23 protein-coding genes are annotated in these 25,696 nt (G+C 29.2%); 13 read left to right on the top strand and 10 right to left on the bottom strand.

Annotated elements, in window-relative coordinates; genetic code table 11:
- Positions 1-105 precede the first annotated feature (105 nt).
- Together BTO07_RS00630 and BTO07_RS00635 are read left to right on the top strand one after the other, a co-directional pair.
- Entirely contained in the window at positions 106-1,692 is a 1,587-nt protein-coding gene (locus BTO07_RS00630) for a GMC oxidoreductase (RefSeq protein ID WP_087519374.1), read from the top strand.
- A gap of 93 nt (positions 1,693-1,785) precedes the next feature.
- Entirely contained in the window at positions 1,786-2,793 is a 1,008-nt protein-coding gene (locus tag BTO07_RS00635) for a 3-oxoacyl-ACP synthase III family protein (RefSeq protein WP_087519375.1), read from the top strand.
- A gap of 193 nt (positions 2,794-2,986) precedes the next feature.
- Here BTO07_RS00635 and BTO07_RS00640 read toward each other — a convergent pair whose 3' ends face one another.
- The 3 genes from BTO07_RS00640 to BTO07_RS00650 all read right to left on the bottom strand — a co-directional run bounded on the left by BTO07_RS00640 (position 2,987) and on the right by BTO07_RS00650 (position 8,657).
- A complete protein-coding gene (locus BTO07_RS00640; RefSeq protein WP_087519376.1) occupies positions 2,987-3,439 on the bottom strand; it encodes a lipocalin family protein in 453 nt (150 codons plus the stop codon).
- A 123-nt stretch (positions 3,440-3,562) separates the two neighbouring features.
- Complete coding sequence (locus BTO07_RS00645; RefSeq protein WP_198342490.1) at positions 3,563-5,977, bottom strand: TonB-dependent receptor domain-containing protein; 2,415 nt, start codon at positions 5,975-5,977, stop codon at positions 3,563-3,565.
- 235 nt (positions 5,978-6,212) lie between these two features.
- Positions 6,213-8,657, bottom strand: a complete 2,445-nt coding sequence (locus BTO07_RS00650; RefSeq protein ID WP_087519378.1) for an outer membrane beta-barrel family protein — start codon at positions 8,655-8,657, stop codon at positions 6,213-6,215.
- Positions 8,658-8,750: 93 nt separating this feature from the next.
- Between BTO07_RS00650 and BTO07_RS00655 the strand changes: the two genes are divergently transcribed.
- The gene (locus BTO07_RS00655) at positions 8,751-9,113 is read left to right on the top strand and encodes a CoA-binding protein (protein WP_087519379.1); all 363 of its coding nucleotides are present in this window, start codon (positions 8,751-8,753) and stop codon (positions 9,111-9,113) included.
- Between the two features lie 41 nt (positions 9,114-9,154).
- On the opposite strand, the gene BTO07_RS00660 is transcribed toward BTO07_RS00655, so the two are convergent.
- The 5 genes from BTO07_RS00660 to pyrR are packed head-to-tail and all read right to left on the bottom strand — an operon-like array spanning position 9,155 to position 12,205.
- Positions 9,155-10,069, bottom strand: coding sequence for a ribonuclease Z (locus BTO07_RS00660; RefSeq protein WP_087519380.1), 915 nt, complete (start codon positions 10,067-10,069; stop codon positions 9,155-9,157).
- On the bottom strand, positions 10,066-10,386 hold the full coding sequence (locus BTO07_RS00665; RefSeq protein WP_087519381.1) for a T9SS type A sorting domain-containing protein: 321 nt from the start codon (positions 10,384-10,386) through the stop codon (positions 10,066-10,068). The genes BTO07_RS00660 and BTO07_RS00665 overlap by 4 nt, the downstream gene beginning before the upstream one ends.
- Before the next feature lie 11 nt (positions 10,387-10,397).
- A complete protein-coding gene (locus tag BTO07_RS00670) occupies positions 10,398-10,730 on the bottom strand; it encodes a DUF1829 domain-containing protein (protein WP_087519382.1) in 333 nt (110 codons plus the stop codon).
- Positions 10,731-10,733: 3 nt separating this feature from the next.
- On the bottom strand, positions 10,734-11,663 hold the full coding sequence (locus BTO07_RS00675) for an aspartate carbamoyltransferase catalytic subunit (RefSeq protein ID WP_087519383.1): 930 nt from the start codon (positions 11,661-11,663) through the stop codon (positions 10,734-10,736).
- 2 nt (positions 11,664-11,665) lie between these two features.
- Positions 11,666-12,205, bottom strand: coding sequence for a bifunctional pyr operon transcriptional regulator/uracil phosphoribosyltransferase PyrR (gene pyrR, locus BTO07_RS00680; protein ID WP_087519384.1), 540 nt, complete (start codon positions 12,203-12,205; stop codon positions 11,666-11,668).
- A 193-nt stretch (positions 12,206-12,398) separates the two neighbouring features.
- Here pyrR and BTO07_RS00685 point away from each other — a divergent pair, with 193 nt between their 5' ends.
- On the top strand, positions 12,399-13,769 hold the full coding sequence (locus tag BTO07_RS00685; RefSeq protein WP_087519385.1) for a tetratricopeptide repeat protein: 1,371 nt from the start codon (positions 12,399-12,401) through the stop codon (positions 13,767-13,769).
- Positions 13,770-13,840: 71 nt separating this feature from the next.
- Here the strand turns inward: BTO07_RS00685 and hemG are convergent, their stop codons facing one another.
- Positions 13,841-14,368 (bottom strand): menaquinone-dependent protoporphyrinogen IX dehydrogenase, encoded by a 528-nt coding sequence (gene hemG / locus BTO07_RS00690; protein ID WP_087519386.1) that lies wholly within the window; start codon positions 14,366-14,368, stop codon positions 13,841-13,843.
- A 20-nt stretch (positions 14,369-14,388) separates the two neighbouring features.
- Positions 14,389-15,096, bottom strand: coding sequence for a VIT1/CCC1 transporter family protein (locus tag BTO07_RS00695; protein ID WP_087519387.1), 708 nt, complete (start codon positions 15,094-15,096; stop codon positions 14,389-14,391).
- Between the two features lie 396 nt (positions 15,097-15,492).
- On the opposite strand from BTO07_RS00695, the gene BTO07_RS00700 reads away from it, so the two are divergent.
- The 9 genes from BTO07_RS00700 (at position 15,493) to BTO07_RS00740 (ending at position 25,689) form a co-directional block, all read left to right on the top strand.
- Positions 15,493-16,077, top strand: a complete 585-nt coding sequence (locus BTO07_RS00700) for a TetR/AcrR family transcriptional regulator (protein ID WP_087519388.1) — start codon at positions 15,493-15,495, stop codon at positions 16,075-16,077.
- Entirely contained in the window at positions 16,078-17,460 is a 1,383-nt protein-coding gene (locus tag BTO07_RS00705) for a TolC family protein (protein ID WP_087519389.1), read from the top strand.
- A gap of 7 nt (positions 17,461-17,467) precedes the next feature.
- A complete protein-coding gene (locus BTO07_RS00710; RefSeq protein ID WP_087519390.1) occupies positions 17,468-18,460 on the top strand; it encodes an HlyD family secretion protein in 993 nt (330 codons plus the stop codon).
- Between the two features lies 1 nt (position 18,461).
- Entirely contained in the window at positions 18,462-19,631 is a 1,170-nt protein-coding gene (locus BTO07_RS00715) for an ABC transporter permease (protein ID WP_157663249.1), read from the top strand.
- Positions 19,632-19,633: 2 nt separating this feature from the next.
- Positions 19,634-20,842 carry an ABC transporter permease gene (locus tag BTO07_RS00720; protein ID WP_087519392.1) on the top strand — a complete coding sequence of 403 codons (1,209 nt, stop codon included), beginning with the start codon at positions 19,634-19,636 and terminating at the stop codon, positions 20,840-20,842.
- Positions 20,843-20,993: 151 nt separating this feature from the next.
- Positions 20,994-21,917: a DUF368 domain-containing protein gene (locus BTO07_RS00725; RefSeq protein WP_087519393.1), complete on the top strand. Its 924-nt coding sequence runs from the start codon at positions 20,994-20,996 to the stop codon at positions 21,915-21,917.
- Positions 21,918-22,925, top strand: a complete 1,008-nt coding sequence (locus BTO07_RS00730; protein WP_087519394.1) for a DUF368 domain-containing protein — start codon at positions 21,918-21,920, stop codon at positions 22,923-22,925.
- Positions 22,906-23,664, top strand: a complete 759-nt coding sequence (locus tag BTO07_RS00735; RefSeq protein ID WP_087519395.1) for a shikimate dehydrogenase family protein — start codon at positions 22,906-22,908, stop codon at positions 23,662-23,664. The genes BTO07_RS00730 and BTO07_RS00735 overlap by 20 nt, the downstream gene beginning before the upstream one ends.
- A 102-nt stretch (positions 23,665-23,766) precedes the next feature.
- Complete coding sequence (locus tag BTO07_RS00740; RefSeq protein ID WP_087519396.1) at positions 23,767-25,689, top strand: DUF349 domain-containing protein; 1,923 nt, start codon at positions 23,767-23,769, stop codon at positions 25,687-25,689.
- Positions 25,690-25,696 lie beyond the last annotated feature (7 nt).

A 25,696-nucleotide genomic window follows, 5' to 3' on the forward strand; every position in this document is an offset into this window, starting at 1 on the left:
TCAAAAAAAATACCAAAATTGGTTTTGTGACAAGATGACAGAAAATCTTTTTATAACCTGAATTTTTGCTACATTTAGAAGCTATCAAAACAAGATTTAATCTTTATGAACAATTTAGAGTACGATTATGTAATTATAGGAAGTGGTTTTGGTGGTTCTGTAAGTGCTTTGCGTTTATCAGAAAAAGGATATAAAGTTTTAGTAATTGAAAAAGGAAAATGGTTTGAAGGTAAAGACTTTCCGAAAACCAATTGGAATCTTAAAAAATGGATGTGGTTTCCCAAATTCGGACTTCATGGTATTTTTAAAATGACATTTTTAAATCATGTTACTGTTTTATCTGGTGTAGGAGTAGGAGGTGGTTCTTTAACCTATGCAAACACATTACCGATTCCTAAAGGAGATTTTTTTAAAACAGGTAGTTGGGCAAGTTTAAATTCTTGGCAAGAAGTTTTAAAACCTTTTTATAAAACTGCACATAAAATGTTAGGTGCTGCAACAAATCCTAAATTGCATGATTCTGATTTGTTAATAAAAGAGATTGCAAAAGATTTAGGAAAAGAAAAAGATTTTGAAGCGACTAAAGTGGCTGTCTTTTTTGGAGAACCTGGTAAAACAGTTAAAGATCCTTATTTTAATGGTAAAGGTCCAGATAGAAAAGGCTGTATTCATTGTGGCGCTTGCATGACAGGTTGTAGGTACAATTCTAAAAATACTTTAGATAAAAATTACTTGTATTTAGCACAACAATTAGGTGCAAAAATAATTGCAGAAAAAGAAGTATTTAATATTGAAGCTTTAAACGAAAGTGATTCTTCTAAAGGATATACTGTTAGTTATAAAGCAAGTATTGGTAAAAAGAAGAAGGAAAGTATCACTACAAAAGGTGTCATTTTTTCTGGTGGAGTTATGGGTACAATACCAATATTATTAAAACTGAAAGAAACCTCTTTACCAAATTTATCCAACTTTGTTGGAAAAGATATAAGAACAAACAATGAATCGTTATTGTCAGTTACATCAACAAAAGAAGACAATAAAGATTATTCTAAAGGAATTGCAATTGGTTCTATTTTGCATACTGATAAAAATAGCCATTTAGAACCTGTTAGATATGCAAAAGGTTCTAGTTTTTATAGAATGTTAATGTTGCCAACAGTTAAAAGTAAATTTGCGATTTTAAGAATATTAGGAATCTTTAAATTGATTTTGACAGCGCCAATTCGGTTTATAAAAACTGTTTTTGTGAAAAATTACGCACAAAAAACAACCATTTTGTTATTTATGCAATCGTTAGATAGTACGTTACAAATTAAAAAAGGAAAATTCACAAAAATGAAATCGGTTGCACCAAAAGGAGGAAAGCCAGATGCATTTATTCCTGAAGCAATTTCTTTAGGAAAACAAGTAGGAGAAAAAGTAGATGGAATGCCCTATTCTAGTTTTACAGATGTTTTATTAGGTACCACAACAACAGCACATATTTTAGGAGGCGCTGTTATGGGAAAAGATATAAACTCTGGTGTAATCGATAAAAAATGTAATGTTTATGGTTACACAAATATGATGGTTTGCGATGGTTCTATGATTTCTGCATACCCTGGCGTAAATCCTTCATTGTCTATAACCGCAATTTCTGAATATGCAATGAGTAACATTCCTAATAAAAATGAAATCACTTTTTTATTATGAAGACAAAACCGCTATTTTAGCTTTTTTGTAAAGAAGTTATTTTATCACTAAATTAGCTAAAACAAATAATAAGAAATCAAAATATATATATAAATGTATAACTCAAAAATAACAGGTTTAGGTTACTATGTCCCTGATAACGTTGTTACTAATGACGACTTAAAGGAGTTTATGGAAACTTCTGACGAATGGATTCAAGAACGAACAGGAATTAAAGAAAGACGTTGGATAGATCCAAAAACAGGAGATACAACAGCAGTTATGGGAGCAAAAGCTGCTAGAATTGCAATTGAAAGAGCAGGATTAACAAAAGATAATATCGATTTTATTGTGTTTGCAACCTTAAGTCCAGATATGTATTTTCCTGGAGGTGGAGTGCAAGTACAAGATATGTTAGATATGCCAACAATTGGTGCTTTAGATGTACGTAATCAATGTTCTGGTTTTATTTATGCGATGTCTGTTGCAGACCAGTTTATAAAAACAGGAATGTATAAAAACATTTTAGTTATTGGTGCAGAAAACCATTCTGGTGGATTAGAAAAATCGACAAGAGGAAGAAATGTTTCTGTGATTTTTGGTGATGGAGCAGGAGCTGCAGTACTTTCTAGATCTGAAGAAGCAGGAAAAGGAATTTTATCTACGCATTTACATTCTCAAGGAAAACATGCAAAAGAATTGGTTTTAGAAGGACCTTCTACACAACGTTGGGTTCCAGAAATTTTAGAAGCAAATGATCCAGATGATATTTCTTATTATCCTTATATGAATGGGCAATTTGTTTTTAAACATGCAATTACACGTTTTTCTGAAGCGATAGTAGAAGGTTTAGAAGCAAATAATTTACAGAAAGAAGATATAGATATGTTAATTCCTCATCAAGCGAATTTACGTATTGCACAATTTATACAAAGAAAATTTAAATTGTCTGATGACAAGGTTTTTAATAATATTCAAAAATACGGAAACACTACTGCTGCTTCTGTAATTATTGCATTAACTGAAGCTTGGGAAAAAGGAAAAATTAAAGATGGAGACTTAGTTGTTTTGGCTGCTTTTGGTAGTGGTTTTACTTGGGGTTCTGTAATTATTAAATGGTAATATTTTACGATTATTTATAAATATTAAAAAAGGTGCTACATTTTGTAGCACCTTTTTTAATTAAAATTTTATTGATTCGATAACGTGTTTCAGCAACTAATTTAGCAAACAAAAATGAACCAGAGGAAATTCCGAAGGAATTTCCAAGTAGGCGAGTACTAGCAATGAATTATACACGTTGTTACAAACAGTTTTATTTGTAGAAAATTTTTCCTTCGTGTAATACCAAAAAATCCGCTACATTATCATAGGATGCTTCTTGAGCTTGAATTACAAGTTGAGCTGAAGAAATTTTCAAAATTTTTGACGTATTCGATGTTCCATTATTAAATGTAAGTCTCAGATCCTGTTCATAAATTTCCCAATTGAATTCAGAAACTTGACCATTTGGTATAAATGTTGATCCAGTTCCGTCGTCATTAAAGATTAACTTTCTACCATTATTACTTTGATTTTCGTTATTTTCAACATCTTCTTTCGTGAAGTCAGAGTTTCCTTTTTCTGTAAAACTCAACATCTCATAGTAATTATAAGTCCAAGGGCTTTTTTGAGTCAATAATTCAGATTCATTAATATTATCCTCTGATGAGCAAGAAATAAAAAATATTCCAGATAATATTCCAATGATTAATAATGTCTTTTTCATTCGTAATTTTCGGTTTTTAATTGTTTGTAACTTAAGACGGTTATGATGTCGTTTTAATGACTTATAATCGGCGTTAGCGAAAGTTAGTTTTTTTTAAGTTTAGAAACAAACTAAACTAGTTTTCTACAAAACACCACCACTTCCTTGGGTTTCGTTATTTTCTCTATGTTTTCTATTTCTTGCTCTGTTTTTTCCGCCACCAAAATTGTAAGAAAAACCAAGATAAACTGAGCTGTACTCTAAAGTGAATTCTCCTGTTTGTGTAAATGGGTTTGTAGCAGAAAAATCTAATTTGTAACCATCAAAAATATCGGTTCCTCTTAAAGAAATTGCTCCATTTCCTTTTAAAACAGACAATTGTGCAGCAGCGTTTATTACACAATAAGGTTTTGTTTTAAATTGTACACCTTCACTTTTTCCTCTATAAACACTAGATAATTGAAAACTTAATTTTTTAGTCGCTTTAAAATTGTTGCTCACTCTTGCACTAAATAGCGTGTTTTTAATGCTTTCGTGTTTGTTGTTTATCAATCCTTGGCTATCTTGTATGTATAAGTTCGTACTTGGTCTAAAAGACCACCAACTGGTTGGTTTAAAACTAGAAGAAAACTCAAAGCCATAACTATCTGCATTTTCATAATTTGCATACGATAGTATTTGTCTGTTTTCATTGGTAAGATCTGTGTTTACAATTCTACCAATTTTATCTTTTGTGCTTCTGTAAAAAGTACCAAAAGAAAGATATCCTTTCTTAATATTTCTGGTGTAATTTATTTCAAACGAATTGGTGAATTGTGGTTGTAAAGTACTGTTACCAACAGAAGTTGTTAATGGAGAAGTCCATTCTTGTATTGTGGAAACTTGTGTTACGCCTGGTCTGTCTACTCTTCTGCTATAACCAACTTGAAACTCGTTTTTATCTGAGACATAATAAGTAAAATATGCAGAAGGATATAATGTTAAAAAGGCATCATTATAAGGTTCTATTGTTGCTTGTGCTGTGTTAGAGAACAAACCATCTACTATAAAATGTTCTAAACGCAATCCTCCTTGAAAAGCTAATTTTTTAAACTTTTTACTATAATTTACATAACCAGAATATATTTTTCGATCATAATTAAATGTAGAATTTCCTCTAGTAGTAGAAGTAAGGCTTCCAACAATTTCTACTTCTTGATCTGTAATAATATTGTTAAACGTATTTTGAATTCTCGCTTCTAAACCGAGTTCTAATTTTCCGCCAGAAATAGGTTTTGTATAATCTAAATTGGCTAAAAAAGTATCTGAATTGTTGGTAATAGTATTGGTGTAATTATAGATTTTAGAACTTGGGTTTACAGTTTCTTTTATAAAATCGTTTTCCGGACTTGTCGTTTTTGTATAATTAATTTCGAACTCTATGTTTTGTCCTTTGTCATCCAAATCTAACTTATAATCAATATTGTAAGCTTGTTCATTTATGTCGAATTGAGCAAAGTTCGTCGAATTAAATATTTGATTATTGTTTTCAATAACTTCTGTGTCTACACTAAAATCGGTGTCTGCAATATTTTGAGAAGTATAAAAAGAAACCGTATTTTTTTTGTTGATGTAAAAATCGACACCCGCTTTTATATAATTACTAGTACTGTTGTCTAAATAATTAATGTCTTGGGTTAGGTCTTTATCACTTCTATCAAAAAACGAGAACGTTTCAAATTTTCCTATATCAAAACTATAATTTGCATAAACATTTACTTTTCCTTTTCTGTAATTTAAATCTAAGGATGCAGTAGGTCTTGTGTTTATACTATGCTCTACACCAATATTTATAGAACCATTAAAACCAATGGTTGTATTCTTTTTTAGAATAAAATTGATAATTCCACACATTCCTTCAGGGTTTTGTTTTGCAGAAGGGTTTGTAATGAGTTCTACACTTTTAATAGAAGCTGCAGGAATTTGTTTTAGTAATTTTGAAGGAGATAAATTAGACGGTTTTCCATCTATTAAAACACGCACATTATTGTTGCCTCTTAAGTTTATAGTACCAGCACTAAAATCTACTTGAACAGAAGGTATGTTTTCTAACAATTGTAAAGAGTTTGTGCCAGCAGAAGCTAAGTCTTTACCAACATGTATTACCTTTCTGTCTATTTTTTGAACAATGGTTGAGGTTTCAGAGAGTACAATAACTTCATCTAAAGTGTTAGATTCTTCTTCTAAATGAATTATAGAAATATCTATTTTTGGTTGATTTTCTGACAACTCAATAGTTCTTTTTATGGTTTTATAACCAATAAATTGAATTTCAATAAAAATAGTTTTTAAAGGGAGTTGTTCTATCAGAAAATTACCTTGGGCATCTGTAATTCCGCCAGAAAAAATGGCATTACTTTCGTCTTTACAGACGATGTTTACGTAGGGTAAAGTTTTTTTCGATTTAGAATCGATAATTTTCCCTGTAAATACTCCAATATTTTTTATTACCTTTTTTTTATTTTTTGCATAAAAAGAAAGTGATAAAAAAATGAGTATTAGGGGTACAAACTTTTTCATAATCATATTTTAAGCTTGTAATATTCATAGCAAACAAGGTCTTACAAGCTAGTATAAATGTAATAAAATTTTGGTTATAAAAAAATTTCCATTTTCTACTATATTAAATTTCAAAGTTTAGTTTTTTTTGATGTTTATAAATGATTTTTAAAGGTAGTTTTAGACTATAAAAAAAACTTGAATTTCTGCATCGCAGAATCCAAGTTTAAGAATCAAAAGTAATCATTTTGTTTTACTAGAATCCACCACCACTTTGTTTGGTGTTATCATCTCTTTGTCTTCTTCTTTTAGCTTTGTTTTTTCCACTACCAAAACGGTAATTAAAACCTAAATAAGCAGTTTGACTTTCCCAATTAAATTTTCCGTTTTGAACAAAAGGGCTAGATGAGTTAAAAGCAAATTTCATTCCTTTAAAAATATCATTTACTCTTAATTTAAGGGTTCCTTTTCCTTTTAAAACTGTTAAGCTTGCGCCAGTGTTTACCATCCACATGTTTTCTACTTTCCATTGAATATCTTCAGATGGACCTCTGTACATTGCAAATAATTGGAATTTTAAGTTTTTAGATGCTTTAAAACTATTGCTAATCCTTGCATTAAATACATCGTTAGTTACTTCAATTCTTGGTGAGTTTGCATCTACAATTCCGAATTGTTTTTGAGAATAAAAATCCATACTAGAGTTTATTCTCCACCAGTTATTTACTTTATAGTTTGCAGAAAATTCTAAACCATAAGAACTTGTATCTTCAAAATTGGTAAAAGATAAAATTTGTTTTACATCTGGGTCTAATGGATCTGCATACGTTACACGAGAAATATTATCGTTAATTTTTCTGTAAAAAGAACCAAAAGTGATAGAACCATTCTTAATTTGACGTGTATAATTAATTTCAAAAGAATTTGTAAACTGAGGGTTTAATTCTGGGTTACCAATAGATGTAATTAATGGCGTGCTCCATTCTCTAATAGGGTTTAATTGCCCAATTCCTGGTCTATCAACTCTTCTACTGTAACTTACTTGAAATTGATTTTTCTCTGAAGCTGCATAGGTGAAAAACGCTGACGGATAAACTGAGAAAATATCATCTGTAACTTTTTCTGTAGCAGCAGTTTCTTGATTAAAAACGCCTTCAATTTCATATTGCTCTAAACGTGCACCTAACTGCATCGTCAGTTTCCCGAATTTATGACCATAGTTTACATATCCAGAATAAATTTTTCTATCATAATCAAAAGAAGAATTTCCTACTCTTTCATAACCTGTAATTACATTTGTAAGATCTCTTATTTCTCTTTCTTGATCTGTAAGATTCGTATTTGCTGTATTATTAGTTCTATACTCTAAACCTAACTCTAATTTACCGTCTTTAGAAACTGGGTTTGTATAATCGATGTTTAGTAACGTGTTGTTTCTATCGTTTTCAATATCATTTGTATAATTATAAATTTTATAATCTGCATCAGCAACGTTTTTTATAACATCTGTATTCATTGCGTCTTCAGGAGAATCTGTCGTAGAATAGGTAGCTTCAAATTCTAAATTGTGGCCTTCTTTTTCAAAATCAACTTTATAATTTAAATTATACGTGTTCGATTTATTTTCTTGTAACTGAGCATTTCTAGCATTACTAATTAATACATTATTAGCTGTATTCACTAATGTTCGCCCATTTCCATCACCATTAAACCAATTTTTAGTAGTGTAAAGAGATAACGTATTTTTATCGTTTAAATAAATATCGGCTCCAATTTTTACTAAATGAGATTGATTGTCATTTATAAACTGAAAATCTTGGTTATTAGATCCAGGTCTGTCTACAAAACCCATATTAAAGTTTTCACCACCATTATAACCATAGTTTCCAAAGAAATTTACTTTTCCTGTTTTATAGTTCATGTTTGTAGATGCATTGTAACGTACATAATGACCAGCAGTAACCCCAGTATCTAAAGAACCATTAAAGCCCATGTTTGCATTTTTGTTTAGAATTATATTGATAATTCCACTCATTCCTTCAGGATTGTATTTTGCAGAAGGATTTGTAATTAATTCGATACTTTTTATAGAAGTAGAAGGTATTTGTTTGAGTAATTGAGCAGCAGAAATATTAGTTGGTTTTCCATCGACCAAAACACGAACATTATCATTTCCTCTTAAGCTAATTGCACCAGATTGACTGTCTACACTTACAGATTGTACATTGTTTAAAAGCTCAGAAGCTGTTGTTCCTGCAGATGTTAAGTCTTTACCTACATTAATTACCTTTCTATCTACTTTTTGTACTACGGTTGATGTTTCTGCTCTTACCACAATTTCGTCTAAAGTAGCACTGTCTTCTTCTAAAGCAATGGTTCCTAAATTAACGATCTTATTTTTCTTAGTGATATTAATTTTTTTAGAATAAATTTTAAAGCCAATATATTGTACTTCAATTAAACTATTTCCTTTTGGAATGTCTTTAATGTTAAAGCCTCCATTCTCATCAGTAATACCTCCGGTAATAATTTTTTTGGCAATATCTCTAATAACGATATTTACATAAGGTAAAGCTTCTTGGGTAATTTTGTCTATTACTTTACCAGTAATAACACCTGGTGTGGGTAATTTTTCTTTAGACATTTGTGCAAATGAACTAACGGATGCGAATATCATTGCAATAAGTAATATTTTTTTCATTGTGGTTTATTTATAGTGGTTGATTGTTATATAGACGGCTCATTGTTAATATTTGTTACGGTTATTAACTTTGTTTAACGTATATTTAACAATATGAAAAAAGTTACTTTAGTTCTTAGTGCATCAACAAATCCTAATAAATATTCAAATATTGCTATTAAAAGATTGATAGATAAAGGGATAGGAGTTGTTGGCCTAGGTATAAGAAAAGGTACTGTTTTCGGAGTTACAATTGATAATGAAAAAAAAGAGTACAAAAATATAGATACAGTTACCTTATATCTAAATCCTAAAAGGCAAGAGGAGTATTATAATTATATTATTAGTTTGAAACCTAGAAGAGTTATTTTTAACCCAGGAGCAGAAAATTTAGAATTCGAAAAGTTGTTGAAAGAAAATAATATTGAATCAGAAATTGCATGTACACTCGTTTTACTGAGTACAAATCAATATTAAAAAGTAAAAAAAAAGGTTTTGTTAATTTATTCGGATAAAAGCTAAACAGTAAACACCTTTCCTGGTTCTGCTAATTCAGTATTCTCAAAAATTTCTTGTGCTTCTTTTTTGAATAAAGAAATGTCTTTATATCTACCTGAGTAATGGCCAATAACTAATTGATTTACATTTGCGTCTTTTGCAATTTGTGCAGCTTGTTTTGATGTAGCGTGTTTTGTCTTTTTAGCTAAATCTTCTCTATCACTTAAAAAAGTAGCTTCATGATACAATAAATCTGCATTTTCAATTATTGGTATAATATCTGGTTTATAACTTGTATCACTACAAAAAGCAAAACTTAAAGGTTTTGGCGGGTTTATTGTTATTTCAGCATTTGCTACAATTTCACCAGAAGCTAAAGTAAAGTCTCTACCTGCTTTAATGTTTAAATAATCTGCTTTTCCAATTTCTGGATACCCACTGATATTTAACATGTTCAATTTTCTTGGTTTCTCTTTTTCTGTAAATAAATATCCATTTGTATACACTCTGTGTGTTAATGGAATTGTACTAACAGAAACTTTATCGTCTTCAAAAATAAGTTCACTTTTTTTAGAAGTTAACTCGTGAAAAATCATTTTATATTTTGCGTGAGATTGAGAAATTTTTAATTGTAATAAAGTAACTTCTTTAATGCCTTTTGGTCCATAAATATGAAGATCCTTTTCTCTATTTAAAATTCCGTAAGTAGAAAGTAAACCAACTAAACCATAAAAATGATCTCCATGTAAATGAGAAATAAAAATATGATTGATTTTAGAAAAACCAACTTTATATTTTCGCATTTGACGTTGCGTTCCTTCACCACAATCAACCAAAAAATGACTGTTGTTAATTTCTAAATATTGTGAAGTTGGAAAAGCGTTTATTCTTGGAGTTGCAGAATGGCAACCTAAAATAGTAAGAGTTATACTCATCTAATAACGAATCGTTTAGATATGGTTTTGTTTTTATCCTGAATACTGTAAATGTACATTCCTGTTGGTAAATCATTCTTATAAAAAGGAATGGTGTTTTTACCAGATTTTATTGAAAGACTTTTTTTAAAAACGGTTTTACCTAAAACGTTTTTAACAGTAAAAAAGATGTCTGATTTTGATGTTGAAGTAAAACTAATTTTAGTTGAACTTGTAAAAGGATTTGGAGCAGCAGATAAACCATCAATAGATTTTTCTTGAGAAAATCCGAATGTGGTAATACTTAAAAATAAAATAAAAAGTATTTTTTTTATCATTTGTTAGCTGTTTAAAATCCTAATTCTCTTTCTATAGCTTCCATTTCTAGAACATCTTCTGCTTCTTGTAAAGTAGGAACAATGTTAAAATGCTCTGGAAAATCGTCTACATCAATTTCTGAATTAACTACTACAAATGATGTGCCATTCTCCTTTTTTTGATCAGCTATATCCAAAAATAGTAAAAAATCTTCGTTAGTTGTGTTAATCTTATTAGAAATTTGTACGATTATATTTTCTTTTTGAAGTTTTTTTTCTTCTATTAAGAAGGAATTATAAAATTCAGAAAACGAGTTTTCATCACTTATAATACCTGTGTAGGTATCTTTTTTGTCTATTTGCATAACTTATCTTTTTACTTGTTGTGCCAATAAATATATAACAGCCATTCTAACTGCAACTCCGTTTTCAACTTGATTTAAAATGATAGATTCATTAGAATCTGCAACATCACTTGTAATTTCAACTCCACGATTTATCGGTCCTGGATGCATGATTACAATTTTCTTGCCAAGGTTGTCTAAAATATCTTGATTGATACCAAAAAGTTGCGTGTATTCTCTAGTAGAAGGGAAGTATTTAATATCCATTCTTTCATGTTGTACACGTAAAACGTTTGCAACATCACACCATTCTAGTGCTTTTTTAAGATTGGTTTCTACTTCTACACCTAAACTAGAAATGTATTTAGGAATTAATGTTGTTGGTCCACAAACTTTTACTTGTGCACCTTGTAATTGTAAAGCAAAGATGTTTGATAAAGCAACTCTAGAGTGCAAAACATCACCAACAATAACAATTTTTTTACCTTTTACGCTTCCTAATTTTTCTCTAATAGAATAAGAATCTAATAAAGCTTGGGTTGGGTGTTCATGAGTTCCATCACCAGCATTTATAATTTTTGCATCCACATGTCTAGATAAGAAAACACCAGCACCAACACTTGCGTGTCGCATAACAACAATATCAACTTTCATTGCTAAGATATTGTTTACGGTGTCTATTAAAGTTTCTCCTTTTTTAACAGAAGATTGACCCGCAGAAAAGTTAATTACATCTGCAGATAGTCTCTTTTCAGCCAATTCAAAACTTAATTTTGTTCTTGTGCTGTTTTCAAAAAATAAATTGGCAATAGTAATATCTCTAAGAGAAGGTACTTTTTTAATAGGTCTGTTAATTACCTCTTTAAAATGATCGGCAGTTCTAAAAATAAGATCAATATCAGTTTCCTTTAGATATTTTATTCCCAATAAATGTTCTACACTTAATTCTGACATAATTACTTAAATTCTATATAAACTGCGTCCTTTTTATGTGTGTCTTTCCAAGTTACTAAAACTTTTTCTTCGTTAATAGCATCTACTTGTCGACCTCTATAATCTGGCTGAATTGGTAAATGTCTACTAAAACGTCTGTCTATTAATACTAGTAACTCTATATTATCTGGTCTACCATAAGATTGCATTGCAGTTAATGCAGCTCTTACACTTCTTCCAGAATACAAAACATCATCAATAATAACTACTTTTTTACCTTCAATTAAAAAATCCATTTCAGTTGCAGCAGCTTCTAAAGGAGCGTCTCTTCTTCTAAAATCGTCTCTGTAAAAGGTAATATCTAAAAGTCCTAATTGTAAGTCTTTAACTTGGTAGGTTGTTTTTAATAATTCGGCTAATCTATTGGCCAAATAACTACCTCTTGGTTGTAAACCAATTAAAACTGTATTAGAAAAATCGTTATGATTTTCGATAAGCTCGCAAGCCAATCGATGTAGGATTATTTCAATATCTTTTGAGTTAAGTAAGGTTTTTTTGCTCATAAGAAAGCTATCAAATTAGCTTGATAGTTATTGAAAATCAAAATTACTGTAAATAAATGTATGTGCAAAATTTAAAAGTATTAAAAACGATGGTGTTTTAATGTTAATTAAATTGTTGAAAACAAATCAACCGAGATAAAATGCGGCATAAGACTTGTAGTACTTTTATTGTACTAATTCAAATACCATAGTTATGTCTCTATTAAAATTTGAATCCATGCTCAAAACCAACGCTGTTTATTTTTTTGATTTGGTAGAGTTTGAAGAAATTATCATCCATTATTTAGATGCTGGTAAACATGCTTTGGCTAAAAAAGCAGTAAAACTTGGGTTACAACAACATCCTGCTTCAGTAGATTTAAAACTACTGCAAGTAGAAATTTATGTTTTTGAAGATGAGTTAGATAAAGCAGAAATGTTGTTGAAAATAATTGAACGTTTAGAGCCAAATAATGATGAGGTTTTTATACAAAAAGCAACTATTAGTTCTAAAAAAGGAAACCATAAAGAAGCAATAGAGTTATTAAAAAAAGCATTAACTTTTACAGATGATAAAGTAGATGTTTGGTCTCTTTTAGGGATGGAATATTTGTATTTAGACAACTTTAAAAACGCTCGTTTAACTTTTCAAAAGTGTGTAAAAGTAGATTTTGAAGATTATTCTGCCTTGTATAATGTGGTGTATTGCTTTGATATGGAAAAACTACATGAAGAAGCAATTACATATTTAAATGCATATGTAGACATAAATCCATATTGTGAAGTTGCTTGGCATCAATTAGGTCGACAATATTATATTTTAGAGGATTATGAAAAAGCTTTAAATGCTTTTGATTATGCTGTTATTATTGATGAGTCTTTTATTGGTGGTTATTTAGAAAAAGCAAAAACATTAGAACAATTAGAGCGATATAAAGAAGCAATAGATAATTACTTAATTACACTAGAATTAGATGATGCCACAGCTTTTGTTTGTATTAGAGTAGGTGAGTGCTATCAAAGGTTAGGTAATTTTAATGAAGCCATTACTTATTACAAGAAAGCAGTTCATGAAGATCCTTTATTAGATAAAGGTTGGATGATGTTAACGAATATCTATTTTGATAATGAAAATTATCAAAAAGCAGCATATTATATTTCTAAAGCCTTAAAAATTGAGGAAGACAATGCTGTATATTGGAGACGTTATTCTGAAATTAATTTAAAACAAAACTTTTACGAAGAAGCTGTAACTGGTTTTAATAAATGTTTAAGTTTAAATGATGATGCATTAGAAATATACATTGGCTTAACAGATGTATTGTCTTTTTTAGGTGAGTTTAATGGAGCATTAAATACTTTGATGAAAGCACATAAAACGTATAAAGATTCTGCAGAAATTGAATACAGATTAGCAGGTTTGTTTTTTATTCTGAATAAAGAAAAATACGGATTTAACCATTTAGTCGTAGCTTTAAAAATAGATTACGATTACCATATTGTTTTAAAAGAGCTATATCCAATTGTGTATGAAAATGAAAAAGTTCAAAAACTTTTAATTGATTTTAAAAAAGCAACAGAGTAAATATTATTACTTATTAAAATAGAAAAAATCCTGAATTTCAAATTCAGGATTTTTTTATGAATGTTAATTTCTTAAAGATTCTTTATTTGTAAACCAAAGGCTGTTACTTTGTCCCAATTGGTATATTCAATTTCTGTATTTGTGTTTGTTGGTCCTTTGGTCATCCACATAATAAATTGAATCATAACTCTATCAAAGAATGGATATTTTTTATAGTTTAGTTTTCCAGCAAATACTTCAACAATCATAGGTTTCCAATCGATGTTTTTAAAAAACTTTATAACATACGGATTTAAAACTGGAGTACTTTTTTCGAGTTTTCTTGCTACTAGATTTACAGAAAAGAAAGCTGTTTTTATAGAGTCTAGTTGTTTCTTATTGGTATTTATAAACTCAATTATTTTTTTATTGTGAACTCCATATCTAATGCTTGCACCTATAATAAGTTTATCATAACTAGTTATATCTTCTTTAAAATCATCAATAGAAAAAAGTTCAACTTTTTGATTGTTTTGTATAAGTACCTCTTTAAGTCTATTACATATTTTTAAGGTATGTCCATCTACAGTAGCGTATAGTATTCCTGTTTTAATTTCCATTTTTTATCAAATAATAATTATTAAGAAATACTAACATTAAACAGATAACCAACATATGCGGTTAATCCCATTGCTATTGTTCCCCAAAAAGTAATTCTAATTACTGCTTTTCGAATACTAGATCCTCCTGCTTTTGCTGTTAAACTACCTAAAAGGATTAGAAATAAGGTTGTAGAACCATAAAGGTAGAATTCTAAATTTTTTAATGGGAGAAATAGTGCAACCAATAAAGGAAGTATGCCTCCAAGTGTAAATGCTACAGCAGAAGTAAAAGCTGCTTCTATTGGTTTTGCTTGACTAATATCATTGATGCCTAACTCATCTCTAATATGAGCAGCTAAAGCATCTTTTTCTGTTAATTCTTTAGCAACTGTTAAAGCAGTTTCTTTTTTTAAGCCTCTATCTTCATAAATTTTAGCCAATCGTAATAATTCAAGTTCAGGCATTTCTATGAGTTCTTGTTTTTCTCTCTCAATATCCGCTTGTTCTAAATCTGTTTGAGAGCTTACAGAAACATATTCTCCTGCAGCCATTGATAAAGCCCCAGCAACTAAACCAGCTACCGTTGCTAATATAATAGGTTCTCTAAAATTACTTGCTGCAGCAACACCAATTGCAATACTGGCAGTTGATAGAATACCATCATTTGCGCCAAGAACAGCTGCTCTTAGCCAATTGCTTCGATGTATGTAATGAATCTTAGAAGACTCATCTTCAGGTTCTAACATTTTTAAATACTTTTTATTATACCAAAGATAAGGTTTGATAGTTGGTTAAAAAGTGATACTTATCAATTTTTCTTGAAAAATTAATACCGTTTATTAGAAGTTAAAGGTTTAGAATCAAACTAATTAAAAAGAACTTTAAATATTTATGTAATAACGAAAAGCCTCAATTTGGTCATTTTATAAATGGGTTTTAAAAAATGAAAGCTAAATTATTTTCTTAGATAAAAGGGCATAAACTTTTAATCGATTTTAAAAATACGATGGAGTAGAAACATAATTTCTTTGATGATTATATACTAACTGGATTTTAAATTTAGTTTTTTGGGATAAAAATTAATTATTATTAATAAATGAATGAGTATTTATTCATAAATTTGTAGTCTAAATATATAAAGTATGGCTCGCAAGATTGATGAAGATAAAATAGCAAGAATTAAAGAGGCTACAATGCAAACCATTGTAGAAAAAGGTATTGAATCTACAACTATTGCTATGATTGCAAAAAATGCAAATGTAAGTGGTGGATATTTGTATAGAATCTATGCCGGTAAGCAAGATTTAATCAACGAATTGTATCATGATAAAGTAAATTCATTATACAAAGAACTAGAACTTTTACTAACATTAAATCAGACAAGTGTTAAGCCACTAATAAAGTCGTTTATAAAAAATAGAATTATTTATTTTTTAGAGCAACCCAATGCCTCAAAGTTTTTTTATCAATTATTGCACAATGAAAATTTCTTTGCTTCGGATGAAATCAAACTTAAAAGTGCTGAGCTTATAGAAAGGATTAAAGAAATTGGAGTTAAGTCTGGCGAAATTTCAAAAGAAACCACCATTTATCAATTGCATTATCACATTTTAGTGTACGCAGTAGATTATATCAACTTTACAAGAAAAAATATTTTTGGTGAACAAGAAGTAACTATAAATGATGTAGATAAATTAACTGAAAATATTTTAAATATTTTAAAATAAATGAAAATTAATATAAATTTTAAATCAATGAAATTGAATAGAAAAGATATAAAAATATTCTTGTTTTTATGTTTTATCACAACGTTTGTAAACGCACAAAGTATTACCTTAAAGCAAGCATACGATTTAATGTTAGCTAAAAACGGAGAGGTAAAAGCATCTAGCTTTGAGGTAAAAGAAATGGAAGAAGAGTCTAAAGCCACAAAAGGATTGCGTTTACCAACTATTAGTGTTTCTGGTACGTATATGCATTTAGATGAGGATATTGCAATAGACTTAAATGACCAAAGAAATATGGTTGGCGGTTTGTTAAGTATTTCTAATCCGGCAGAAGTTTTAGGAGATTGGGATATTACGTTACAAGAAAAAAATTTAGGTTTTGCAACTGCAAATATATCGATGCCAATCTATGCTGGGGGAAAAATAAATGCGGCTTATAAAGCTTCAGAAATAAAATTAGCATTATCAGAAACGAAGCATAAGATTAAGGAAGATGAATTAACAATTAATTTAATTAATTACTTTTTCAAATTAAATTTAGCCCAAGAAGCTTTACAGTTAAGGCAAGAAGTATATGATGTTATTTTGTTGCATAACAATCATGCAGATAAGTTTTTTGAAAACGGAATCATTCCAGAAGTAGAAACTTTAAATGCTAAAGTAGCTTTGTCTAATGCAAAAAGAGAATTGTTAGGTGCTAAAAAAGATATTGAATTAGCAACTACTGCAGTACAAAATTTAATTGGTGGAGATGCTGTTAGTGGTTTTACCAGCAGATTTAATGAACCAACAATTGTAAAGCCTTTACAAGAATTTACAACAGATATGTTAACTGAAAATCAACAGTTAAAAACCATTGAAAAAACTCAGGAATTAGCGCAAGTGGGAATAATTGTAGAGAAAAGTGATTATTTTCCTAAAGTAGGTGTTTCTGGAAAATACATTTTATGGAAAGATAATTTACCTCTTGTTGATACTAAATGGTTTGTTGGTGTTGGTGTTGAATGGGAACTTTTTAATGGTTTTCAAAGAGAACATAAAGTAAAAGCATCAAAATATAAAAGTGCTCAAGTAGCAGCATTTGATAAACAAGCCCGATTAAATTTAACGACGTATACAGAAAAATTGTACAATACAATGCAAAAGGAATTAGAACAATATGAAAGTTTAAATGCCGATGAAGTATTCGCTAAAAAATTAAAGTTTATGAGAACAAGATCTTTTGAAGAAGGCACAGGAACCTCATTAGAAGTTGTTGATGCAACTTTAAAGTTATCAGAAATTAAATTACACAAAATAAAAGCCTTATACGAGTACAATGTAGCTTACGGAGAGTTAATGGTACTTACAGGGAAAACAGCTTCTTTCTTAAATCAAAATTAATATAAAAATGAGGAATCCAAAATTTATAAAATCATTAATAGGTATTGTAATTATTGCAATTTTAGTACTTACTGGTGTGTGGTTTTTAACAAAGCCTAAGTCAATTATTTTACAAGGTAGAATAGAAACAAAAGAAATTTATTTATCAGCAAAAATTCCTACTCGTATTAACTCTTTTGAAGTAAAAGAAGGAGAAAGTGTAAAAAAAGGACAATTATTGGCAACACTTTTAAGCCCAGAAATTATGGCAAAAGAGCAACAAGCTTTAGCTTTGAGAGATGCTGCAAATGCACAAAAAAATAAAGCAACAAACGGAGCAAGAGTAGAAGAAATTAGAGGCGCAAAAAGTGTTTATGAAAAAGCAACTGCTGCTGCAAATGTGATGAAAAAAACCTATGTTAGAATGGCAAATCTTTTTAAAGACGGTGTGATTTCTGAACAAAAACGTGATGAAATATTTGCTAAAAAAGAAGTCGCTTTAAAAGATCAAGAAGCAGCATTAAGTGTTTATCAAATGGCAATGAAAGGTGCACGAAGTGAAGATTTAGAAGCAGCAACTGCTTTGGTAAAACAAGCTGATGGAGCTTTAATAGAATTAGAAGGTTATAAAAATGAACGAAATATTATAGCACCTATAGATGCAGAAGTTCTTAATTTTTTACCAGAAGAAGGCGAATTAATTGGAGCTGGTTATCCGGTAGTTCATTTGGTAGATTTAGCAAATAGTTATGCCATTTTAAATATTAAAGAAACAAGTCTTTTCAACTTTAAAAAGGAAAGTGTTTTTGAAGCTACGATTCCTGCTTTGAAAAATAAAAAGGTAAAATTTAAAGTTTATTATGTTGCTGCTTTGGGGAATTATGCTACTTGGAATGCAACAAAAGCCACAGGAAATTTTGATGTAAGAACTTTTGAAATTAAAGCTTCACCAGTTACAAAAGAAGTAGAATTAAGACCTGGAATGAGTATTTTAATTGATTATTCTCAATTTAATGAGTAAAATGAAACCATCTTTTCGAATAGCAAAAAGAGAGATTGCATTATTATTTAATAGTAAGTCATCTTTTATGCTTACAATTATACTGCCTTTTGTTTCTATTTTGTTTTTCAATTCGCTTTTAAGTGAAGGTGTTGCTCGAAATTTACCTGTTGCTGTGGTAGATTTAGATCATACAGCAACATCAAGAAATGTAATTGCTCAGTTAGATGCTGCTCCAGAAATTGAAATTGGTTTTTTTCCTTTAAATCAACAAAAAGGAGAAGAATTAATTCGTTTAGGAAAAGTATATGGTGTAATAACAATTCCTCAAAATTTTGAAGCCGATTTAAAAAGTGGTAAACAAGTAAAAATTATAAACCAGTATAATAGCAACTTGCTATTGGCTGGTGGGTTAGAATATAAAGCATTTAGAAAAGTTATTGGAACTATTTCGGCAGGAATACATATTGAAAAACAACGAAAAAAAGGAGTTTCATTGCAACAAGCAATCATTAATTATCAACCAATTGTAGCAGAAAACCATGTGTTATCAAATCCATATACAAATTATTCATATTATTTAAATACAGGGTTTTTAACGATGTTTTTTCAACTATTTGTAATGCTAACAACTATTTACTGTTTTGGTGCAGATTTAAAATACAGTAAGGGAAGTAAATTATTAGGTATTGCAAATGGAAGTTTATCAACAATTATTTTAGGAAAGGTTTTACCATATACAGTATGGTTTTTATTAGTAGGCATAATTACGCTTTTAAGTATGTACGTTTGGCAAGATTTTCCTTTTTTTGGAAGTAAGACAACTGTTTTGGTAGGTTTGCTTTTATTGATCTTAGCCAATCAATCGCTGGCTTTATTTTTTATTTCTATAAGTAATAGTTTTAGAGAAGCCTTAACAATTGGTTCTGGTTTTGGAGCTGTAAGTCTCTCTTTTTCGGGAATTACATTTCCAATTTTTGGAATGCCTTTAGTGTTACAATGGTTAAGTCAAATTTTTCCTTTTACTCATTTTTTTGAATTATTATTAGATCAATCTCAACGAGGTTTTCCAGTATTTTATTCCTTACGAGCAATTATTATTTTAGTTATTTTATGCATTATACCTTTTGCTCTATGTTGGGGTAAATTAAAAAGATTGTTTTTAAAAGGAAGTTTTAATCACAACATTTAAAAATGAAGAATTTATATAAATTATATTACAGAAACAAAGTCTCATTTCAAAATACCTTTAGTACAGAATGGAATTCAATTAAATCAGACAAAGCAGTTGTTAGTACTTTTTTATCTGTTACATTTATTATTTTAGTTGTTTATACTTATATCTATTCAAATCAAATAATTAAAGAAGTTCCTGTAGCGGTTGTAAACCAAGATGGAACCAAAATGAGTAGAGATTATATTGCTATGTTAGCCGCTACTGAGGGTACTAAAACAATAACAACATTTACTGATTTAGAAGAGGCTAAAGTAGCCTATTATTCAAGAAAAGTACAAGGAATTGTTATAGTACCAAAAAATTTTGAAAAAAATATTAGAAGTGGTAAACAAACAACAATTTCCACATTTGCAGATGCAGCTAATATGTTGTTTTATAAACGTGTTTTAGGTGATGTTACTACAATTAACGGATATTTTAGTGCAGGGATTTCAATAAAAAAAGAGATGGCAAAAGGTGTTTCTTTAGATGAAGCTCAAAAAAATTATTCTCCAATAAAAGCAATTTCTACAAGTTTGTTTAATACAAGTTCTGGGTATGCAACCTATTTAATTCCTATGTTAACGGCATTAATTATACAATTAGTATTATTAATGGGAATTGGTCTTTTAAGTGGATCGAGAAGAGAGATAATTTCTACACATACAAGTTTTCCAAGAATATTGCATAGAGGAGGTACAATTCCTATTTTATTGGCAAAAGCTTGTTTATATACTGTAATTTATCTGGTTATTATTCCGATTCAAGTTGGAATTGTATATTCAATTTTTGGAATTCCTGTTCGTTCTTCGTTATTTTCAATATACGTATTTATAATTCCGTATATATTTTCAGTGGTTTTTTTAGGAATATCAATCAGTTCATTTTTTAAGAGAAGAGAAGATTCTATTGTGTTTTTAGTTTTGCTTTCTATTCCTTCATTAATGTTAAGCGGGTTATCTTTTCCTGTAGAAGGGTTTTCTCCATTTTATAAATTTATTTCCTCAATAATTCCATCAACACCAGGAATTAATGGATTTGTTAAATTAACACAAATGGAGGCTTCATTTTTAGAAGTTTTAAATGAGTGGAATCATTTATGGATTTTAACGTTTGTATATTTTGTAATAGCAGCTATTTCGTTAAAAATAAGAGCAAGAAAAGAGTTGATATTAAAAAAAGCATAAAAAGAGACGATTCGTAAAATTTTTATGACAGTATTTATTTTAAAACATTGTAATTATCAGTAAATAAACTTAGAAGCAAACTAATAAAAAGGATATTTCATTTTTTATTCAAAATTCTATTATCTTCGTTTTTCTAAAAAAGGAACTTAGTATGAGTAGAAATATAAAAGACTATTTAGTTATTGGTTTAAAAGGAATGGCAATGGGTGCAGCAGATGTAGTGCCTGGCGTTTCTGGAGGTACAATTGCTTTTATTTCTGGTATTTATGAAGAATTATTAGGTTCTATTAGTAATGTGAATTTAGGTTTATTTAAAACTCTAAAAAAAGAGGGATTTAAAGCTGCTTGGACACAATTAAATGGAAACTTTTTAGCATCCTTATTTTTAGGGATTTTTGTAAGTATTGTCTCTTTAGCTAAAGCGATTAAATACTTATTAGAAAATGAACCCGTTTTATTATGGTCTTTCTTTTTTGGATTGGTTTTAGCAAGTATTATTTACATTGCCAAACAAATTACAAAATGGAATGTTCTATCATTTGTAGTGTTAATTTTAGGCGCTTTTTTAGCCTATTATATCACAACTTTAAATCCGTTAGTTTCAGAGAGTTCTTCGCCAATATTTATGTTTATAGCTGGTGCAATAGCAATATGTGCTATGATTTTACCAGGAATTTCAGGTTCTTTTATATTGGTGTTATTAGGTGCGTATAAACCTGTTTTAAATGCCTTAAATAATAAAGATTTTAAAACGATTTTAATTTTTATGGCAGGTGCGGTTATTGGACTATTAACCTTTTCTAGAGTATTAAAATGGTTGTTTAAACATTATAAAAATTACACTTTAGCAGCTTTAACAGGGTTTATAATTGGTTCTTTAAACAAAATTTGGCCTTGGAAAGAAACTTTAACATGGCGTACAAACTCTCATGGAGTAGAAGTACCATTTAATCAACAAAGTGTAACTCCTTTTTCTTTTGATGGAGATGCACAACTTACAATGGCAATTGTACTAGCTGTTATTGGTTTTGCAATCATTTTAGGAATGGAAAGATTAGCAGTTCAGAAAAAATAGATGATACAAGAAAGAACTTATTCACAGCGATTAATCCTTTTTTTAAAAGGCTTAGCAATGGGAGCTGCAAATAAAGTTCCTGGTGTTTCTGGCGGAACAGTTTCTTTTGTTTTTGGTTTTTATGAAGAAATGATTTATTCGTTTAGAAAGATAAATTTAAAAGCATTTAAATTATTTTTTAATGGACGATTTGTAAGCTTTTACCGATATGTAAACGGACAATTTCTACTCTTAATTATGGGTGGAAGCATCTTTAGTTATTTTAGTATTTCTTTAGTTTTAGATTATTTCTTAGTAAACTATGAGCTCTATGTTTGGAGTTGGTTTTTTGGGATGATTATTGGCTCAATTTATTATATTGGAAAGGATTTTGGAGATTGGAATCTTAAAAACATCGTTTCATTAATTATTGGAGTATCAATTGGTTTAGGAATCAGTTTTTTAACGCCTGCAACAGAAAACGACAATCTTTGGTTTGTTTTCTTATGCGGAATTATAGGAGTTTCTGGTATGACACTTCCAGGACTTTCGGGTTCTTTTATACTAATTCTTTTAGGAAATTACGTGTTGTTGCTCGTAGATTCTGTAAACGTATTGTTTAATGTAATTACGAGTCTTTTATCTGGAGATTTTAAAGTGCTATCAGATCCAATCAAAGTAAGATATTTAAAAATAATAGCTGTTTTTACTGCAGGCTCTGCTTTTGGATTGGTTTCTATAAGTCATGTTTTAGGATATGTTTTAAAACGATGGCATCAAATTGTAAATGCAATTATTATTGGTTTTATTACAGGTTCTTTGGGAATAGTTTGGCCTTGGAAAAAAGCAATTCATTTACAAGAAAAAGGAAATTATTTAATTGATAAAAAAGGAAATAAAATAGTTGAAAATTACGAACGATTTGTTCCTGATTTTTCGAGTTCAGAAACCTTATTAGCTATATTTTATATAGTATTAGGTATTTTGTTAATTTTAGCGATAGATTTTTATGGGAGAAAGAAAAAATAAAGTTTTTGGTTTATTAGGGAAAGATATTGAATATTCTTTTTCACGTGGATATTTTACAGAAAAGTTTAAGAAATTAGGGTTTGACAAATATAAATATGTCAATTTCGATCTTCAGAAAATTGAAGAATTTCCTTCTGTAATAGAAGAAGGAGGAAAAACTTTAGGAGGTATAAATGTTACCATTCCATATAAGGAAGAAGTAATGCAGTATTTAGATAAGTTAGATAAAACTGCCAAAAAAATTGGAGCTGTAAATACCATCAAATTTACAAAAAGAGGAAATTTAAAAGGCTATAATTCTGATGTTGTTGGTTTTGAGAAATCAATATTTCCTTTAATAAAAGAAAATCATAAACGTGCTTTAATTTTAGGAACTGGTGGTGCTTCTAAAGCAATTGCCTATGCACTTAAAAAGAACGGTATTAAATTTAAATTTGTTTCTAGAAACCCGCAGAAGAAAAAAGAAATTTCTTATCAAGATTTAACAGAAAAGGTAATGAGTAAATATCAAATTATTATAAACTCTACACCAGTTGGTACTTCACCTAACACAGATAAATGTCCTGATATTCCTTATCAATTTATAACAGAAAACCATTTATTATATGATTTAATTTACAATCCAGAAGTAACTACTTTTTTATCAAAAGGAAGAGAACAAGGAGCTGTTATTAAAAACGGATATGAAATGTTACAATTGCAAGCAGAAGAATCTTGGAGAATTTGGAACAACAATTAGATGTATTTTTTAATAGATAGATAGTTTGCAGATTTAGGAAGTTGTCAGTATCTTTATAGACATATAATAGTATTATTATTTTAGACCTTAAACATTGTAGATATGTTAGAAAATAACGAAGAGAACGTTGATAAGACGGAGAGTAAAGTAGAAGAAGTTGTGAATGAAACTTCAAATGTGGAAACTGAAAAAGTAGCAGACACAGTTGAGGTTGTTGAAGAAGAAACTACCGTAAAAACAGATGATACAGTTGATGCTGTTGAAGAAATAGAGAAATCTATTGCTGTTGATGCTGAAAAAGAAGCTCATAAAGAAGATGAATCTGCAGTGGTAGATTACTCAAAATTATCTTTAGAAGACCTAGTTGCAGAACTTAGTAGAACAATTTCAAACAATCCTATTCAAAAAATTAAGAATCAAGTTGAAAGTATTAAAAGTGCTTTTAACCAACAATTTGGAGCTTTATTGGCAGAAAAGAAAGCAGCTTTTTTAGAAGCTGGAGGGAATTCTATTGATTTTCAATTTTCAAGCCCTATAAAATCTGAATATAATAATCTTTTATCAGATTATAAAAAACAACGTGATGCTCACTACAATGATTTAGATAAGCAATTATCTAATAATTTAGAGAAAAAGCTTTCTGTTATAGAACAATTAAAAGATTTAATTGAAAATGCTGATACAGCAACAATGTACAAAAGTTTTAGAGCGTTACAAGATACGTGGAGAGCTATTGGACCAGTTTCTAAAAATCATTATAATGATACTTGGAAAACTTTTCATCATCATGTAGAGCGTTTTTACGATTTATTACATTTAAGTAATGATTTTAGAGATTTAGATTTTAAACATAATTTAGAAGAAAAATTAAAAATCATCGATAAAGTAAATGCTTTAGTAGAAGAGGCAGATATAAATGTTGCTTTTAAAGAGTTACAAGATTTACACAAAATTTGGAAAGAAGACATCGGACCAGTTTCTCAAGAAATGAGAGAAGATGTTTGGCAGAAATTTAGTGCAGCAACTAAAAAAATTCATGACAGAAGACATGATCACTTTAGAGAAATGCGTTCTAAATACCAAGAAATTATAGATAAGAAGTTAGCGATTGTAGATAAATTAAACGCTTATGATACTTCTAATAACAAATCTCATAACGATTGGCAAAAAAGTATAAAGGAAGTAGAAGTATTAAGACAAGAATATTTTAATTCAGGTAAACTTCCATATTCTAAAAGTGAAGAGGTTTGGCAAAAGTTTAAAGGTGCTACAAAGAAATTTAATAGCGCTAAGAATGTTTTTTATAAACATGAAAAAAATGATCAGCAAGACAACTTAAAAAAGAAAATGGAGCTTATTGAGCTTGCAGAATCTTTAAAGGAAAGTGATGATTGGGAATCTTCAACGAATACCTTGAAGAAAATACAATCTGATTGGAAAAAAATAGGTCATGTTCCTCGTAAATTCTCTGATGATATTTGGAAACGTTTTAAAGCTGCTTGTAATCACTATTTTGATAGATATCACGATCAGAAAAACTCTTTAAATAAAGATCAGCAAGTTGTTGTAGATGCAAAAAAAGCGTTTTTAGAAACTGTAAAAGAATTAAAAGAACCAACTAAAGATGAAATTTTAGAGGTTATAAATAACTGGAGAGATTTAGGTGCATTGCCAAGAAATGCAAGACACATTGATGGTAAATTTAATAAATTAATAGATAGAGCTCTTGGAGGTTTAGATTTAGGTAAGAATGAAGTTTCTATGTTGAAATTTACACATGTTATTGATAGTCTTGCTGCAGATGATGATGTTAGAAAATTAGATTCTGAACAAATGTTTGTTAGAAAGAAAATTGATGAGGTTGTTAAAGAAATTCAGCAATTAGAAAACAATTTAGGATTCTTTTCTAATGCAAAAGATGACAATCCATTAGTATTGAATGTTAAAAATAGAGTGAATGAGTTTAAAGAAGATTTAGCTCTTTGGAAAACGAAGTTAACCTACATTAAGAAACTTGATTACTAAATAGAAT

It is taken from the genome of Polaribacter sp. SA4-12, assembly GCF_002163675.1.
GTDB lineage: Bacteria > Bacteroidota > Bacteroidia > Flavobacteriales > Flavobacteriaceae > Polaribacter.